This window comes from Arthrobacter sp. TJ-58 (assembly GCF_058269295.1).
In genome coordinates this window covers 862,577-879,074 of record NZ_JBZCNM010000001.1, presented here as the reverse complement: position 1 = coordinate 879,074, position 16,498 = coordinate 862,577, and the positions used below count along the sequence as shown (strand labels likewise).

The following is a 16,498-nucleotide window of genomic DNA, read 5'->3' as shown; positions in this document are numbered from 1 at the left end:
CGAAAGTTACTTGACGTACCAAATAAAGTCGCCTAAGAAAGTACCAGCGGTTCTTGATGTGGTGAACCTCACACTGCTCCGGCGGCGATACAGCCGTCCGAAACTCGAAAGGTACAACGATGTCCTTCAAACTTTCAGGCACCCTGCCGGCCCGGAGACGGCTGAGTCTTGCCGCCGTGGCTGTCGTGGGCTCCGCTGCACTTGTCCTGACCGGCTGTGGCTCAGGCGGCGGCGGTTCCACGGACGACGACGTCTCTTCCATCACCGTGTTCAACGGTGCAACCGGCACGATTACGGAGAACTTCAACCCGTTCTCCACGACGGCTCTGCAGCCCACGCTCGGTGTCGTGTTTGAGCCCCTGTTTTGGTACAACGCAGCCTCCGAGGCGGATCCCACGCCGCTGCTGGGAACGGGTTTCGAATGGAATGAGGACGGAACTCAGCTGACCATCACCACTCGCGAAGGCGTGAAATGGTCAGACGGTGAAGACTTCACGGCGGAGGACGTCGCTTTCACTTTCAACCTGGTGGCCGAGACGCCGGAGCTGAACACGACGGGACTTTCGGCAACGGCCGAGGCCACCGATGCAACAACCGTGGTCCTGACGTTCCCGCAGAGTTCCTTCATGCAGGAGCCCGAGGTGCTGGGTGGCCGCGCAATCGTTCCGGAACACATCTGGAAAGACGTGGCGGATCCGATCACGGACATTAACTCCAACCCGGTAGGCACGGGTCCCTACAAGGTGAAAGATTTCACCCCCCAGAGCTACCTCATGGAAAAGAACGATTCCTACTGGGAAGAAGGCAAGCCGGCCGTTCAGGAAGTCCGCTACATCGCACTTGAATCTGCCGACGCCGCCACCGGAGCCCTCTTGGACGGACAGATCGACTGGATGAGTTCGTACTTGCCTGGCCTGGACACCATCCTGCAGGACCACGAAAACCTGTCGTACGTGAACACGCCGGCCATGATGACCGCCATTTTCACCTGCGCCAATGAAGCCTTGGGCTGTGAGGGGCCGCAGACGGACCCCGCTGTTCGTCAGGCAATCTATCTGGCGATGGACCGTGACCAACTGAACCAGCTCGCAGGCGGAGGTTTCGCCGAGCCGGCGTCGGTCACCATGACGCTCCCGGAGCGTGACGCGAAGTGGATTGCCGATCCGAAGATGAAGGAGATCCCGCAGTCGGCAAGTGTGTCCGAAGCAGAGAAGGTTCTCGACGCCGCGGGCTGGACCAAGGGAAGCGACGGCATCCGGTCGAAGGACGGCGAGCGCCTGAGCCTGGCCATCCAGACCGTCTCCGGCTGGAGCGACTACATCTCCATCAATGACGCCCTGACCCAGCAGCTGGCAGAGGCCGGCATAGAGCTGAAGCCAACGCAGGTGACGTACAACGAGTGGAGCAGCAACCAGACACTGGGCCAGTTCCAGCTCTCACTGGATTCCATTGGCCTGCAGCCCTCCAACAACCCGTACTTCACGTACGACAAGTGGTACAACGTCCAGAACACCACCCCTGTGGGCGAATCTGCAATCTCCGGCAACGCCGCGCGATATGACAATCCGATCGTCAATGACGCCATAGCTGTTGCCCGTGCCACCAACGATGAAGCCGTGCAGAAAGAGCAGTACGGCATTATCCAGCAGGAGATTGCCAAGGACCTGCCCTACATCCCGATCTATGTGAACTCCATGCTGACCGAGTTCAACACGGACCGTGCCACCGGCTGGCCCACGGATGACAACCGCTACGCGCTTCCGGCGTCCTGGAAGGCCTGGGACAACGGGATTGTCCTGAAGAACCTCACTCCTACAGAGAAGTAGCCGTCTCTGCTGCCGGTCCTCCCGGGGGTCGGCAGCAGAGCATAACTACCTGCCCTGCCGCCGAAAGTAGTGGTACATGCGACACATCCTTCAAAAGCTCGGGTTCTACCTTGTGGCCTTCTGGGCAGCGCTGACCCTGAACTTCTTCCTTCCCCGCCTGATGCCTGGCAACCCCGTGGACATGATGCTGACGAAGCTGGCCCAGCGTGGTCCCGTCAGCCCAGAAGCACGTGAAGCTATCGAGTTGCTCCTGGGGACCAACTCGCAGGGGTCCCTCCCGGTGCAGTATGTCGAATATTTGGGCAAAATCTTTTCCCTGGACCTGGGCGTCTCCGTCGCCTATTTTCCAGCATCAGTCACCACCGTGATCGGGCAGACCCTTCCCTGGACCATCGGCCTCATCGGAATTGCAACGCTCATCTCATTTCTCGTGGGTGTCGGCCTGGGGATGCTCGCGGGGTGGAAGCGCGGTTCCTGGCTGGACAACTTCATTCCGGTAACCACCATGTTCCAGTCCGTGCCCTATTTCTGGCTGGCCCTGATTCTGCTGTTCCTGTTGGGCAGTACCTGGAAACTGTTCCCGCTCAACGGCGGCTACAACGTGTACAACACCTCGCCGGGCTGGTCCTGGGAGTTCATTGGCAGCCTGATCTATTACGGAACCCTTCCCGCCCTGACCATCGTCATCTCATCAGTGGGCGGCTGGATGCTGGGAATGCGCAACATGATGGTGTCCACGCTCTCGGACGACTACATCGTCACGGCTGAAGCCAAAGGCCTGCGGCCGCGGCGGATCATGACGGCATATGCCGCCCGAAATGCGGTGCTTCCGTCAGTGGCGGGTTTCGCCATCTCGCTCGGGTTTGTGGTGGCCGGGTCCATTGTCACCGAAGCCGTGTTCTCTTATCCGGGTATTGGCTCGGCGCTCTTGAACGCCGTCAGCAGCAACGATTACTCCCTTATGCAAGGTGTTTTCCTCGTCATTACCCTCTCGGTGCTCGGGGCCAACCTGCTTGTAGACCTGCTTTACACCATCATCGATCCCCGCACCCGGGCGCGAAGCTGAAAGGCCGGCAATGACCAGCATCACGCAGGATCCCGACCTTGCTGCTGCGGCAGCCCGCAGCACCCGCCCCAAACGAGCCTTTCCGCCGATGACCCCCAAGCTCGCTTCGGGCCTCATCATTGCCGGAACCATCATCGCTTTTGGCATCTTCGGGCCGATGTTCGTGGGCAATCCCTCAACAGTTGACAACATTGGCCTCTCCGGTCCCGGCGACGGTTTTCTCCTGGGCACTACCCAGACCGGGCAGGACGTTTTTGCCCAGCTGGCTTACGCAACCCGCGGCTCCCTGACCATCGGGCTGATCGTGGGCTTGCTGACTGTCTTCCTGTCCGCTGTTTTCGGCATTGTCGGCGCCTACGCCGGAGGCTGGCTGGACGAGGCGTTTTCCCTCTTCAGCAACGTCATGCTGGTGATACCAGGATTGCCCCTGGTGATCATCATTTCCAGCTACGTTCCGGACAAGAGCATCTATCTGGTGGCAGTGGTCCTCGCCATCACGGGCTGGGCCGGCTCAGCACGGGTGCTGCGCGGCTTTACCCTCAGCGTCCGCAACCGCGACTACGTGGCCGCAGCCAGGGTGTCCGGTGAGAAGCCCTGGCGGATTCTGGGGGTTGAGATCCTGCCAAACCTCATCCCGCTGCTGGCGTCGCAGGCGGTCTTCGCCGTCATCTTCGCCATTCTCGGAGAAGCCGGCCTCTCATTCCTTGGCCTTGGCGCCTCCGGATCCTTCACCTGGGGAACCATGCTCTACTTCGCCCAGAACGGGATGGCGCTCCGGCTCGGAGCATGGTGGTGGTTTGTGCCGCCGGGACTGCTGATCGCCGCCTTTGGGGCTGCCCTTTCCCTGATCAACTTCTCCATTGACGAAATCATCAATCCCAAGCTCCGGGCCCAGACCCGGGGAACCCGCCGCAAATGGAATGTTTCCAAAGCCCAGCTGCGGCTGGCAGATAAGGACGGTGTCCTGTGAGCATCGATCAACCTGCATTCCTGGCCGAAGCCAAAGATGAAGCGCACCGCGGACCGCTGCACGGCCGAGCCGAGCGCGCGGCTGAGGCCCTTACCCATCCGGTCCTAACCGTTGAGAATTTCAGCGTGGAGTATCAGGGCGAGCGCACCGTCAAAGCCGTGCGCAACGTGACGCTGGCCCTTGGCCGCGGCGAGATTCTGGGATTGGCGGGCGAGAGCGGCTGCGGGAAATCAACGCTGGCCTACGGCATTAACCGGCTGCTCAAGCCGCCGGCGGTCATAACGGGAGGAAACGTCTCGTTCCATTCCCGGGAAGGGAACTCCCTTGACCTCGGCAAAATTCAGGGGAAGAACTGCGTGCATTCCGCTGGGACAAAATTTCCATGGTCTTTCAGGGAGCCATGAATTCCCTGAACCCCGTGATCTCTGTTCAGGCGCAGATGGAGGACATTTTCACCACCCACCGGCCCGACATGGGAAAGAAGGAGCGCCGCGAGCGGTGTGGCGAGCTGCTGGAACGTGTGGGAGTGGACCGGGCGCGCCTGCAGTCCTATCCGCATGAACTTTCCGGCGGGATGCGCCAGCGCGTGATGATTGCGATGGCGATGGCACTGGATCCCCAGGTCATGATCATGGACGAACCCACCACTGCCCTGGACGTGGTGGTGCAGCGGGAAATCCTGCGCGAGATAACCAGGCTGCGCGAAGAGCTGGGGTTCGCCGTCGTTTTCATCACGCATGACCTTCCGCTGCTGCTGGAAATCAGCGACCGCATCGCCGTTATGCGGGACGGCGAGATTGTTGAGCTAGGAGACGCCGTGGAGCTGTACACCAACCCGCAGCATGAATACACCCGCACCCTGCTGGCATCCTTTCCCAGCCTCACTGGTGAGCGCGGAGCGTTTGTCCGCGGAACCGTCCACGATCATGAAACCGGAGTACAGCGATGAGCGTCCTCGAAGTGCAGGACCTGGTGAAGGAGTACCGGCTGCGGGACGGCAGGCAGTCCCGGACGCTCACTGCCGTCAATCACGTGAGCTTTGCCGTCGAAACCGGGCGCACGGTGGCCCTGGTGGGACAAAGCGGAAGCGGGAAGTCAACGCTGGCTAAGCTGCTGATGCAACTGGAAAAGCCCACCTCGGGGCGGATTGTGCTGGACGGCAAGCCCGTCATCCGCCGGGGCGCAGGCCTGAAGCAGTACCGCAGTGACGTCCAGATGGTTTTCCAGGACCCCTTTGCCTCCCTGAATCCTTACCACACCATCGCCCACCACCTGGGCCGGCCCTTGATTCTGCACGGCAAAGCCTCCGGACGGGACGAAGTCATGGCTGGCGTGCAGCGGCTGCTGGAACGGGTCCGCCTGGACCCCGATATGGCCGGACGCAAACCGCATGAGCTCTCCGGCGGCCAGCGCCAGCGGATCGCGATTGCCCGGGCGCTCGCGCCCGAACCGCGGATCCTGGTGGCCGATGAACCGGTCTCCATGCTGGATGTCTCCATCCGGCTCGGGGTCCTGAACCTGCTGGCAGACCTGCAGCGCGAAGAGAACCTCGGCGTCTTCTACATCACCCATGACCTGGCCACTGCCCGGCATTTCTCCGACGACATCCTGGTCATGTTCAAGGGAGAAATTGTTGAACGCGGTGCCGCGGACGACGTCATCCTGAACCCTCAGCATGAATACACCCGCCTCCTGGCCGAGGCCGCACCCAATCCCGAGAAACGGCTCAGCGCCTAGTCCGGACCATTTGCGGCCCTGCCGTCCACTAACTTTTTTGGAGCACACGAGACCATGACACCAGCAAGCACGCAGCAGCAACTGGACCTCACCGGCCAGTGGAGCCTCACCTGGCAGAGCGGCCCCGACGAGTCGCCGGCTTACGCCCGTTCAGGGAAACCGCTGTCCGCCACTGTTCCGGGACAGGTCCACACGGACCTGATGGCGGCAGGACTGCTGCAGGATCCCGACGCCGGCTTCGGAGAACTCGAGCAATACTGGATCGGGCATTCCACATGGACCTATGCCCGGACCTTCATCTGGAACAGCACAGACCGGAACAGCACAGACTGGAACAGCACAGACCGGAGCGGCACAGACCCGAAAAAACCCGGCCTCCGCACCGAGCTCGTCGCCGACGGACTGGACACCATTGCCGTCGTCCGCCTGAACGGACAGGAAGTCGCCCGAACCGCCGACCAGCACGTGGCCTGGCGCTGGGATGTCGGCCACCTGCTGGTGGAGGGGGAGAACGTCCTGGACATTACCTTCAAGTCCGCCTGGGACGCGGCGCACGAGTGCGAGAGCGTTGTGGGCGAACTCCCGCGGCCCTATGCCGAACCGTATCCCTACCTCCGCAAGAGCGCCTGCAACTTTGGCTGGGATTGGGGGCCGCATTACATCACCGCCGGAATCTGGCAGCCCATCCGCCTGGAAACCTGGTCTGCGGCACGGATCGATTCGATTCGCCCCAGCGTCACGTTGAAGGGGACTGAAACGGCCGCCGTTCACGTCACCGTCGGCGTCGAACTCGCCGAAGCGGCAGAGGGGCTGACCCTGGCTGCAGTGCTGACCGACCCGGAGGGCAACGAAGCCGCCCGCACCAGCGTTCCGCTGACGGCAACCGGTGACACCTCATTCGACCTCTCGCTTCCCGAGCCCCGGCTGTGGTGGCCCGCCGGCCTGGGCGGCCAGCCGCTGTATACGCTCACGGTTGAGGCGGCGCACGACGGCGAAGCGCTGGCTTCCAGCCGGCGCCGGCTGGGGCTGCGGACGGTCAGCATCGATGAAAGCCCTGATGAAGCGGGCACGGGCTGGGCCATCGTGGTCAACGGCCGCCGGATCAGGGTCCGCGGCTACAACTGGATTCCCGAGGATCCGTTTATTGCCGAAGTCACTGCGGGCCGGCTCGGCCAGCGGCTGGACCAGGCGGTCGACGGCGGGGCGAACCTGCTGCGCGTCTGGGGCGGCGGATACTTCTCCACCGAAGCGTTCATGGACGGCTGCGACGAACGCGGCCTCATGGTGTGGCATGACTTTCTCTTTGCCTGCAGCGCCTATGACGAGTCACCTGACATGATCGACAGCGTCACCCGGGAAGCCGAGCAGGCCGTGGCCCGGCTGTCCGCCCATCCAAGCCTGGTCCTCTGGTGCGGAGGCAACGAATGCGTGTGGGGCGACTTCGACTGGGGCTGGCGTGAGGTCCTGCAGGGCCGTCCCTGGGGTGCGAAGTTCTACACCGAGATCCTTCCGGAGGTCATCAACCGGGTGGATCCCGGCCGGCCCTATCTGCCCAACAGCCCGTGGTCCGGATCCCTGGAGGCGCACCCCAACAATCCCGAAAGCGGTCCGGTGCATATCTGGACCGTCTGGAACGACGTCGACTACGTCCACTACCGGGACGTGAACCCGGCTTTTGTCTCCGAAATGGGCTGGTGCGCGCCGCCGGCCTGGAGCACCCTGCGCGCAGCCGTCACGGAGGGCGACCTGGTGCACGATAACCCGCAGGTTGTCCATCACATGCGGGCGGACAGGGGAATGGAAAAGCTGGCCCGCGGTTTGGCGCCCTATTTCGGCACGCCGGAGACGGCGGAGGACTGGCATTACCTGACCCAGGTGGTCCAGGCCCGCAGCCAAAGCGCCGGCGCGGAGTGGCTGCGCTCCCGCGAACGCTGTGCCGGTGTGGTGATCTGGCAGCTCAACGACTGCTGGCCGGTGCTCAGCTGGTCCGCAGTGGACAATGCCGGCATTGAAAAACCCGTCTGGTTTGGACTGCGCCGCTCCTTCGCCCCGCAGCTGCTGACCATCGTTCCGCGGATTCCCGGCGATACGGAGGATCCCACCGGAACGGGCGGGCTGGAACTTGTTGCCGTCAACGACGGATGGGCCCCCTGGTCCACCGAGGTGCGGGTACGGCGGCTGCGCTCGGACGGCACCGAGGGGTCGAGCGTTTCCCTGCGGCTGGACACGCCGCCTGATGCGACGTCCCGCCTGGTGCTCGACGACGAACTCGCGTCAGCGGTCCACGGCACCGGAGAGTTTCTGGTCGCCGACTACACGGTGCCGGGCGACGGGCCGGATGGCGGGTCAGGTGCCGGGCCCACTGCTGAGCGGCGGGCGTTGTGGTTCTTTGTTCCCGATGCTGTGTTCGATGCTGCTGCGCCCCGCTTCGAGTCGTCGGTGAAGCTCTCCGGCGGCAATCTCCTGGTCACCGTTTCCGCCGGGACCCTCCTGCGGGATGTCTGCCTCTTTGCCGACCGCCTGGCTGATGAGCTGGGGGTGCCGGCATCCCTGCTGCAGGTGGATGACATGATGCAGACCGTCCTGCCGGGTGAGAGCATCACCTTCACGGTTTCCCGCCGCGACGGAGCGGCACTGTCTGCGGCACCGGTGTCTGCCGGTTCCTGGCCTGTGCTGCGCTGCATCGGAGATTCTGCTGCCACTAATTCGGCCGGCAATGATGGTGCTCTCGCAGATGCGGGCGCAGATGCCGCCGCAGACACCGGCACAGCTGCCTTGGCTCAGCCTGCGGGTGCCGCAGGGGAGCACATGTGATTGCCGGAATCGAGACCGGAGGCACCAAGGTCATCTGTGCCGTTGCCGAAACATCGGCCCCGGGGGACATTATTGAGCGGATCCGCATCCCCACCACGTCTCCCGCGGAAACCCTGGGCGCCGTACGGTCCTTCCTGAACCGGCATGCCAACCGCAGCACCCTGGACGCCGTCGGCCTTGCTGCGTTCGGCCCGGTCATTGTGGACAGTTCCTCACCGTCCTACGGATGGATTACGTCCACACCGAAGCCGGGATGGCGCAACACCGACGTCCCCCGGGCGCTGGGACTGGGGGACTCGGTACCGCTGCAGGTGGTCACGGACGTAACGGGCGCAGCCATAGGGGAGCAGCGGGCCGGGGCGGGAGTCGGATTTCGCAATGTTGCCTATGTGACGGTGGGGACGGGAATCGGTGCGGGCTTCGCCTCGGACGGCCTGCCGTTCCTCAAGCGCAGCCATCCGGAAATGGGACACCAGCTGCTCCGGCGCTACCCCGGAGATGACTTTCCCGGCACCTGTCCCTTTCACGGAGACTGTGCTGAAGGTCTGGCCTCCGGACCGGCCGTCCTGGGGAGGTGGGGCCGCCCCGGAGAGCTGCTGGATGCCGGTGCCAGAACCGAAGCAGTGCCTGTGCTGGCCTATTACCTTGCCCAGCTGCTCGCTGCGGTGACCTATGCGGTGGCCCCGGACCGCATCATCCTGGGCGGGGGCGTCCTGCGGATCCCCGGACTGCTCGATGCCGTCCGGAGCCAGCTCTCCCAGCTTGTCGGCGGCGCGCTCGACGCACATCCGCTGACCCGGCCGGACAGCGGATACGTCTGCTCCCCGGCTCTGGGCGACGGGGCCGGGGTGCAGGGCGCCCTCTATCTGGCCCGCGACCTGGTGGAAACGAGATCCCCGCTCACAGCTGCCTGAACCCCTGAGGGGACCACCCGCATGGATGCAGGAGGTCCCCTCAGGGGAAAGCTCAGGTGAAAGCTCAAATCGATGCGCTCAGATGGAATTCCTCAGGTGGAACCTCTAGGAGGGACGGCTTTCGGGGGTCTGGGTCTTGGCCGGATCGCGTTCGGCGAGGGAACCAACTGCCTCGTCGATCCGGGCCAGGACATCGGATTTGAGCTCCACGCCGGCAGCCTGCACATTGGAGGTGACCTGCTCCGGACGGGACGCGCCGATGATGGCTCCGGCCACGTTCGGGTTCTGCAGCACCCAGGCAACAGCCAGCTGGCCCATGGTCAGCCCTGCCTCCTCGGCAATAGGCTGCAGCTTCTGCACTCCGGTGAGGACGTCGTCGTGCATCCAGCGGCTGATCATCTTTGCGCCGCCCTTCTCATCCGTCGCCCGGCTGCCTGCGGGCAGTTCAGCCCCGGGCTTGTACTTGCCGCTGAGGATGCCCTGCGCCATGGGAGAGAAAACAATCTGGGAAATGCCCAGCTCTTCCGATGCCGGAACCACCTCCGCTTCAATCACGCGCCACAGCATGTTGTACTGCGGCTGGTTGGAGATCAGTGAGAAGCCCATGTCCCGGGCCAGCGCCTGGCCTGCTTTGAGCTGCTCGGCCGTCCACTCGCTGACGCCGATGTACAGGGCCTTGCCCTGCCGCACGACATCCGCGAAGGCCTGCATCGTTTCTTCCAGCGGAGTTTCGGTGTCATACCGGTGGGCCTGGTAGAGGTCCACGTAGTCGGTCTGCAGGCGCTGCAGGGAGCCGTTGATGGATTCCATGATGTGCTTGCGGGACAGGCCGGAGTCATTGTGCCCCGCGGGGCCGGTGGGCCAGTAGACCTTCGTGAAGATCTCCAGCGATTCCCGGCGCTCGCTCTTCAGGGCGGTCCCGAGGACTGTTTCCGCGGCGGTGTTCGCGTAGGCGTCGGCAGTGTCAAAGGTGCTGATGCCGGCGTCCAGGGCAGCCCGCACGCACTCGGCGGCGACGTCGTTCTCCACCTGGGACCCGTGGGTCAGCCAGTTGCCGTAAATGACTTCGGAGATCTTCAGTCCGCTGTTGCCGAGGTATCTGTGTTCCATAGCTGCGCTTCCTTTGCCCATTATTGTCAGTGACCTAAATCACGTTGGTACAGCTGTAAAGCTAAGCCAGCTTTCCTTTTCCGTCAAAGAGGCGGACGAAACAGGATCCGGCGCCCAGGAGCCGACGGCCCGGGAGCTGAGTTTCAGGCGGGCCGCCGTGCCAGTGCCGCAAGGGGCGGAAGCATGCCGCATACTTGCGGCATGAACAACGGGGACAACGGGGACAAGGATTTTCGGACGACGGCCGGCAGCAAGGCAGTTGCGGCGCTGCGGCGTGCTCCTGTGGCCGTCGTCGTGTTCCTTTCCGGAGTGCTGATGGCAGTGGTGGTCATCGCTGTGGAAGCAATCCCCGATGGGCAAATTCGCCCCGGACACCTGGTCGGCGGCGCCTTCGCGGGCATGTGCGTGGCAGGGATGACGCTGTGGCAGATCCGCCGGCACCGGACAGGTGGCCGAAACACGTCCGGCGGGTGCTCCTAGGGCGCAGCTTGTCCTGCGGCCGCCGGAGCCTCCTGCCCCAGCCCTGAATGTTCCCCGCGCAGCTGGCGCTTGACGATTTTTCCGCTGGGGTTCTTGGGCAGGGAATCGGCGAGGACCACGTATTTGGGTGTCTTGTAGCCGGCAAGCACGCTGCGGGTGTGGGTCATGACCGCCTCGGGCGTCAGCTCGGCTCCCGGACGCGGCACCACCACGGCGGCTACGGCCTCCACCCAGTGCGGATGGGGTACCCCGAAGACAGCAACCTCGGCCACGCCGTCGAGCAGGTAGATGGCCTCCTCCACCTCACGGCTGGCCACGTTTTCCCCGCCGGTCTTGATCATGTCCTTCTTGCGGTCCACAACGCTGAGGTAACCGGCGTCGTCGAAATAGCCCAGGTCTCCCGAATGGAACCAGCCGTTGGTGAAAGCCTCGGCGGTGCGCTCAGGGTCGCGGTAGTAGCCCAGGGTCGCATGCGGACTGCGGTGCACAATCTCGCCCACGGTACCGGCAGGGACGTCATTGCCGTCAACCACCGCCGTCTCCACATTCAGGGAAGGGCGGCCCGCTGATCCGGCGTGGGTCAGCTGGTCTTCCGGACCCAGGATGGTGGCCACCGGAGCCATCTCCGTTTGACCGTAGAAGTTCCAGAACCGGACGTTGGGAAGCCGGTCCCGCAGTTCCTTGAGCACCTGCACCGGCATGGCGGACGCACCGTAATAGCCCTTGCGCAGGGAGGAAAGGTCCGCGGAATCGAAGTGCGGCGAGCGCAGCAGCGAGATCCAGACTGTGGGCGGGGCAAAGAACTTGGTGACCCGCTCGCGTTCGATTGTCGCCATGACGGCCGCCGGATCCGGATCCGGAAGGAGAATGCTGGTGGCACCAAGGTAGATGTCCGGGCCCAGAAAGCAGTCCAGCTGGGCGCAGTGGTACAGCGGCAGCGTGTGCAGGTCGACGTCGTCGGAAGTCATGTTTCCGTCCACCACAGCCGAAACGTACTCCCACATCAGCGACCGGCTGGACATCAGCGCACCCTTGGGCCGGGATTCGGTTCCGGAGGTGTACATCAGCCGCACCGGGTCATCGTCAGCCACGGCAACCGCCGGCGCCGCGCCGTCGTACTCGCACCAGTCCTGCACATTTCCCCACCCGGCCGGCGCGGCACCGGTACCGCTGCAGATGCAGGAACGCACGACGACGGCGTCTGTCGCCGCAGCGTCCATGGCCGCCTCAGCCACCGGCACCAGCGCATCCTGCGCCACAAAAGCGGTGGCGCCGCTGTGGTCCAGGACGTAGGCGATCTCATCGGCGCCGAGCATGAAGTTGATCGGCACCAGCACCACGCCGGTGCGCGCGGTGGCGAAAACCAGGACGGCGTACTGCCAGGTGTTCCGCGAGAGCAGGGCCAGCCGGTCGCCCGGTTCGATGCCCTGCGCGGACAGAGCCGCCGCCGTGTTGGCCACTGCCTGCTCAAATTCGGCGAAGGTCAGGCGGGTGGGGCCGTCCGCAACGGCGGTGCGGTCCGGAAAGCGCAGGGCGCTGCGCCGCGGCAGATCACCCAGGGACTGGCTGCGGGACAGTGCAAGAAGCGGTGCTGCGGACACGCGGAACCTCCGAAGTTGAATGCTTGCCGCTGCCCCACCTTCGGTGCGCCAGCGGACCCGTTGCCACATTGTGTCCCACCGGCGCCCGCAGGGGAAGAATCAAAATGCCCGGTTAGACTGGCCGCCAGTCCCGATCACGGCCCACCCACAAGGAGGAAACACCCAATGACGTTCCGCCACCTCACCCTGGAGTACGACGGCGCACTGGCGCGGCTGACACTGAACCGCCCCAACCAGGCCAACGCCCTGAACCTGGAGCTGGCGGGGGAACTCTGCGCCGCGCTCGCAGAGGCTGAAGCGCGCGCGGACTGCCATGTCCTGGTGCTGCAGGGTGCAGGGCGCTTCTTCAGCGCCGGCGGCGACGTGGGGGCCATGGCTGTGGCCGCGGATCAGGGTGGTTTCCTCAAGGAACTTGCCGGCAAGCTGCATGAGGTGATGCTGGGCCTGGCGAAGTCGCGGCTGATCAGCATCGCCGCGGTGAACGGACCTGCTGCGGGCGCGGGCCTGGGACTGGCGCTGAACGCCGACTTCATTCTGGCCTCGCCCAAGGCGCGGTTCCTGGCCGCCTATGCCGGAGTGGGACTAACCCCCGATTGCGGGGTCTCGTATCTGCTGCCCGAACTGGCCGGCCCGCGGCGGGCGGCAGAGATGTGCCTGGCCGGGCGGACCGCCAGCCACGCCGACGCCCTGGAATGGGGGCTCATCAACGAGTTGGTCCCGTCCGAAGACCTTGCCCTCAAGGCACAGCAGCTGGGGGAGCAGCTGGCAGCGGGATCAGTTGCGGTGCTGGGACCCACCAAGCGGCTGCTGCGTGCCCGCAGCATCGCCGGCTATGAAGCGCATCTGCAGGAAGAAGCGGCCACCATTGCCTCCATGGCAGGTTCCGCGGATACGCGGGAGCGGATTGCCGCTTTCGCCGCCAAGGCGAGCCGCTAGAGGAGATCGCTGGCGAAGTTGTCAGGGGCCGACCACCCGCCGACCACCTACCGGCAACAGAACAGGCGCCGGAGCTGCTTTCACAGCAACTCCGGCGCCTGTTCTGTCAGTGATTTATTGACGGTGCGTTCTGCCTAGACCTTCTGTACCGTGATGGACCATTCCGCCGGACCGATCTTGGAGAAATCCGTTACCGGGTAATTGTTCTCCGCGGCCCAGCGCGGAATGGCGTCGGTGGCCTGGGTGCAGTCGAAGTGAATGACCAGCTCATCCCCGGCCGCCATGGTAGTCATGGCGTCCTTGGCTTCGACGAGGGGAAACGGGCAGACCTGACCGTTGGTTTCAAGGGTTACCTGTGCCATGGGAAAAGTGTCCTTTCGGGAGTAGTGCTTGGATCTGTTGGGGGCAAGCTATCGGCAGAGGATGGAGCTAGGCGCGGGGGGGGGGGGAGCTAGCTGCGCGTTGCCGCGGAGACGGAAGCGTTGCGGACTGCGCCCGATCCGGCAGCACCCGATCCGCCTGCTCCCGATCCGGCAGCACCGGATCCGCCTGCTCCGGATCCGCGGGCGGGCCGGCGGTTCATGATCGTCAGCCGGGCTCCGAGGCCGGTGCCCAGGATCATGAACACCATGGCCGTCCAGCCCTGGAAGCTGAATTGAGCGGTTTCCACCATGGCGTTGCCGATGGTGCAGCCGCCGGCCAGGGCCGCGCCAATTCCCATCAGGGCGCCGCCGCTGAGGCTTTTGACCACCGTTGCGGCATCCGGAACCCGGATACGGAATTCACCGCTGCCCTTGGCGGCAATGTAGGAGCCGAGCAGGATCCCGGCCACCAGGAGCACTCCCCAGTCCACGAGTTCGGGATCACCGGTGACCAGGAAGTTCACGGCGTTGGAGGACGGGGTGGTGATGCCCAGCCCGGCTTCGCGTCCCGTGGCCCAGCTCAGCGGCCAGGCGGCGATGGCAATCAAACCAATGACCACGGCGGTGGCAAAGGCATGCCAGGGCTTTTCGAAGAGAAGATGGGCCAGACCCGTTTTGGACGCCGGGGGTGCTGCCATCTTGAACCGGGGCTTGTTGAGGTGATGGCGTACGGCCAGCCCAACGCCAACCACCAGCAGGGCCACGAAGATCCAGGGTGAAACGTTCAGGACGGAATAAAAGTTGCTCTGCTCCACCGTCACGGACCTCATGGAGGTGTTGAAACCGGAAAGCGGGCCGGTCTTCATGATTGCGGCAAACAAGGCGTAGGTGATCAGCGCAAGCCAGCTGCCCACCAGGCCCTCACCGGCACGGTAGTAGGTGCCCGTGGCACAGCCGCCCGCCAGGATAATGGCGAAGCCGAAAATAAAGCCGCCAACGATGGTGGCCAGCCACGGAAAGGCGCTGGACTGAAGGGTGATGACACCGGCGGCATCCAGGGCAAACACGCCCACGCTTTGGACGGCAACAACCACCAGAAAAGCGGTCAGCCAGCGCGTATTGCGTGTCACCCAGATGTCGCGGAAGGCACCGGTGACGCAAAAGCGGCCGCGCTGCATCACAAAGCCCAGGGCCATGCCCACAAAAAGGCCGGAGATAAGCATGGGTGCTCCTTTGAGGGGGATTTGGGTACGGGCAGAAATGAGCCGCAGTTTCGAAACGCTAAACCCGGGCATCCGGACAGGCCAAAGAAAATAACCCGCTGTGAACGCAGATGAAGCCCCGTGACCCAGCAGGAATATCGAGAATGGAAAGGATGTTTAACGCCTCTGCCTAGTGCGCCCTTTTTCCGCCGGCGGGCAAAGCGCAGGGTCCGCCAACCGCCCCGCCGGCATTAGTCCCGCAGCAGGGCCACAGACCTGCCCCTAGTAATTAGTAGGGAGTCCAAGTATGTTTGGCGTCACAGCACCAACGAAGGGCAGGGCATGTTCGAACTCACCGAGGACCAGCGGGCTATCAGGGATATGGTTTCGGAGTTCGCTTCCGATGCTTTGGCGCCCAACGCCGCAAAATGGGATGAAACAAAGCATTTTCCCGTGGATGTCCTGGCCCAGGCCGGAGAACTTGGCATGGGGGCAATCTACGCGTCCGAAGAATACGGCGGATCGGGTCTTTCCCGTTCCGATGCTGTGCTGATCTTTGAAGAACTCTCCAAGGCGGATCCGTCCATTGCCGCCTACATTTCCATTCACAACATGGTGGTGTGGATGATTGACACCTTCGGCAACGCGGACCAGCGTGCCCGCTGGGTGCCGGAGCTGGCCACCATGCAGTCACTGGGAAGTTACTGCCTGACGGAACCCGGTTCGGGCTCGGACGCGGCGGCCCTGGTCACCAAGGCTGAACGCGACGGCGACGACTATGTGCTCAACGGTGTCAAGCAGTTCATCTCCGGGGCAGGGTCCTCCAGTTACTACATCGTCATGGCCCGCACCAGCGGCGCCGGTCCGCGCGGCATCAGCGCCATCGTGGTGCCCGGCGACACCCCCGGGCTCTCCTTCGGCCCGGCCGAGCGCAAGATGGGCTGGAATGCCCAGCCCACCGGCCAGGTAATTTTCACCGACCTGCGGGTTCCGGTGGCCAACCGCCTCGGTGAGGAAGGCGCCGGCTTCGGCATGGCGATGAAAGGCCTGAACGGCGGACGGCTCAACATGGGGGCCTGCTCCCTCGGCGGAGCCCAGGCGGCCCTGGACAAGACCGTGGCATACCTCAAGGAGCGCTCCGCTTTCGGCAAGCCGCTCATCGAACAGTCCTCGCTGCTGTTCCGGCTCGCGGACATGGAAATGGAACTGCAGACTGCCCGCACCATGCTGTGGCGCGGCGCCGATGCGCTGGACCGCGGCGCCCCCGACGTCGTGAAGCTCTGCGCCATCGCCAAGCGCGTGGCCACGGACAACGCGTTCAAGGTGGCCAATGAAGCCCTGCAGCTGCACGGCGGTTACGGCTACCTTTCCGAATACGGGCTGGAAAAAATCGTTCGGGACCTGCGGGTCCACCAAATACTGGAAGGTTCCAACGAAATCATGCAGCTCATTGTGGGCCGGACGCTGGCGGATGCCTGAC

13 protein-coding genes and 1 pseudogene are annotated in these 16,498 nt (G+C 64.0%); 10 read left to right on the top strand and 4 right to left on the bottom strand.

The window, feature by feature from the left end; translation table 11 throughout:
• Nucleotides 1–119: 119 nt before the first annotated feature.
• The 7 genes and pseudogenes from AC4D2W_RS04000 (at nt 120) to AC4D2W_RS03970 (ending at nt 9,327) form a co-directional block, all read left to right on the top strand.
• The gene (locus AC4D2W_RS04000) at nt 120–1,826 is read left to right on the top strand and encodes an ABC transporter substrate-binding protein (RefSeq protein ID WP_490925598.1); all 1,707 of its coding nucleotides are present in this window, start codon (nt 120–122) and stop codon (nt 1,824–1,826) included.
• A gap of 76 nt (nt 1,827–1,902) precedes the next feature.
• A complete protein-coding gene (locus tag AC4D2W_RS03995) occupies nt 1,903–2,892 on the top strand; it encodes an ABC transporter permease (protein ID WP_490925597.1) in 990 nt (329 codons plus the stop codon).
• Between the two features lie 10 nt (nt 2,893–2,902).
• Entirely contained in the window at nt 2,903–3,862 is a 960-nt protein-coding gene (locus AC4D2W_RS03990; protein ID WP_490925596.1) for an ABC transporter permease, read from the top strand.
• Between the two features lie 56 nt (nt 3,863–3,918).
• Nucleotides 3,919–4,811, top strand: a pseudogene (locus AC4D2W_RS03985) (ABC transporter ATP-binding protein).
• Entirely contained in the window at nt 4,808–5,599 is a 792-nt protein-coding gene (locus tag AC4D2W_RS03980; RefSeq protein WP_490925595.1) for an ABC transporter ATP-binding protein, read from the top strand. Before AC4D2W_RS03985 ends, AC4D2W_RS03980 begins: the two are co-directional and overlap by 4 nt.
• Nucleotides 5,600–5,653: 54 nt before the next feature.
• Nucleotides 5,654–8,413, top strand: coding sequence for a glycoside hydrolase family 2 protein (locus AC4D2W_RS03975; RefSeq protein ID WP_490925594.1), 2,760 nt, complete (start codon nt 5,654–5,656; stop codon nt 8,411–8,413).
• Nucleotides 8,410–9,327, top strand: a complete 918-nt coding sequence (locus AC4D2W_RS03970) for an ROK family protein (RefSeq protein ID WP_490925593.1) — start codon at nt 8,410–8,412, stop codon at nt 9,325–9,327. The genes AC4D2W_RS03975 and AC4D2W_RS03970 overlap by 4 nt, the downstream gene beginning before the upstream one ends.
• A 105-nt stretch (nt 9,328–9,432) precedes the next feature.
• Here the strand turns inward: AC4D2W_RS03970 and AC4D2W_RS03965 are convergent, their stop codons facing one another.
• Entirely contained in the window at nt 9,433–10,437 is a 1,005-nt protein-coding gene (locus AC4D2W_RS03965; protein WP_490925592.1) for an aldo/keto reductase family protein, read from the bottom strand.
• A gap of 201 nt (nt 10,438–10,638) precedes the next feature.
• On the opposite strand from AC4D2W_RS03965, the gene AC4D2W_RS03960 reads away from it, so the two are divergent.
• Entirely contained in the window at nt 10,639–10,917 is a 279-nt protein-coding gene (locus AC4D2W_RS03960) for a hypothetical protein (protein WP_490925591.1), read from the top strand.
• Here AC4D2W_RS03960 and AC4D2W_RS03955 read toward each other — a convergent pair.
• Nucleotides 10,914–12,518: a fatty acyl-CoA synthetase gene (locus tag AC4D2W_RS03955; RefSeq protein ID WP_490925590.1), complete on the bottom strand. Its 1,605-nt coding sequence runs from the start codon at nt 12,516–12,518 to the stop codon at nt 10,914–10,916. The two genes, AC4D2W_RS03960 and AC4D2W_RS03955, sit on opposite strands and share 4 nt — an antisense overlap.
• A gap of 165 nt (nt 12,519–12,683) precedes the next feature.
• Here AC4D2W_RS03955 and AC4D2W_RS03950 point away from each other — a divergent pair, with 165 nt between their 5' ends.
• Nucleotides 12,684–13,454: an enoyl-CoA hydratase/isomerase family protein gene (locus AC4D2W_RS03950; RefSeq protein ID WP_490925589.1), complete on the top strand. Its 771-nt coding sequence runs from the start codon at nt 12,684–12,686 to the stop codon at nt 13,452–13,454.
• A 134-nt stretch (nt 13,455–13,588) separates the two neighbouring features.
• Here the strand turns inward: AC4D2W_RS03950 and AC4D2W_RS03945 are convergent, their stop codons facing one another.
• Together AC4D2W_RS03945 and AC4D2W_RS03940 are read right to left on the bottom strand one after the other, a co-directional pair.
• Nucleotides 13,589–13,816, bottom strand: a complete 228-nt coding sequence (locus AC4D2W_RS03945; protein WP_490925588.1) for a sulfurtransferase TusA family protein — start codon at nt 13,814–13,816, stop codon at nt 13,589–13,591.
• A gap of 89 nt (nt 13,817–13,905) precedes the next feature.
• The gene (locus AC4D2W_RS03940; RefSeq protein WP_490925587.1) at nt 13,906–15,039 is read right to left on the bottom strand and encodes a YeeE/YedE family protein; all 1,134 of its coding nucleotides are present in this window, start codon (nt 15,037–15,039) and stop codon (nt 13,906–13,908) included.
• 321 nt (nt 15,040–15,360) lie between these two features.
• Between AC4D2W_RS03940 and AC4D2W_RS03935 the strand changes: the two genes are divergently transcribed.
• Nucleotides 15,361–16,497 carry an acyl-CoA dehydrogenase family protein gene (locus AC4D2W_RS03935; protein WP_490925586.1) on the top strand — a complete coding sequence of 379 codons (1,137 nt, stop codon included), beginning with the start codon at nt 15,361–15,363 and terminating at the stop codon, nt 16,495–16,497.
• Nucleotide 16,498 lies beyond the last annotated feature (1 nt).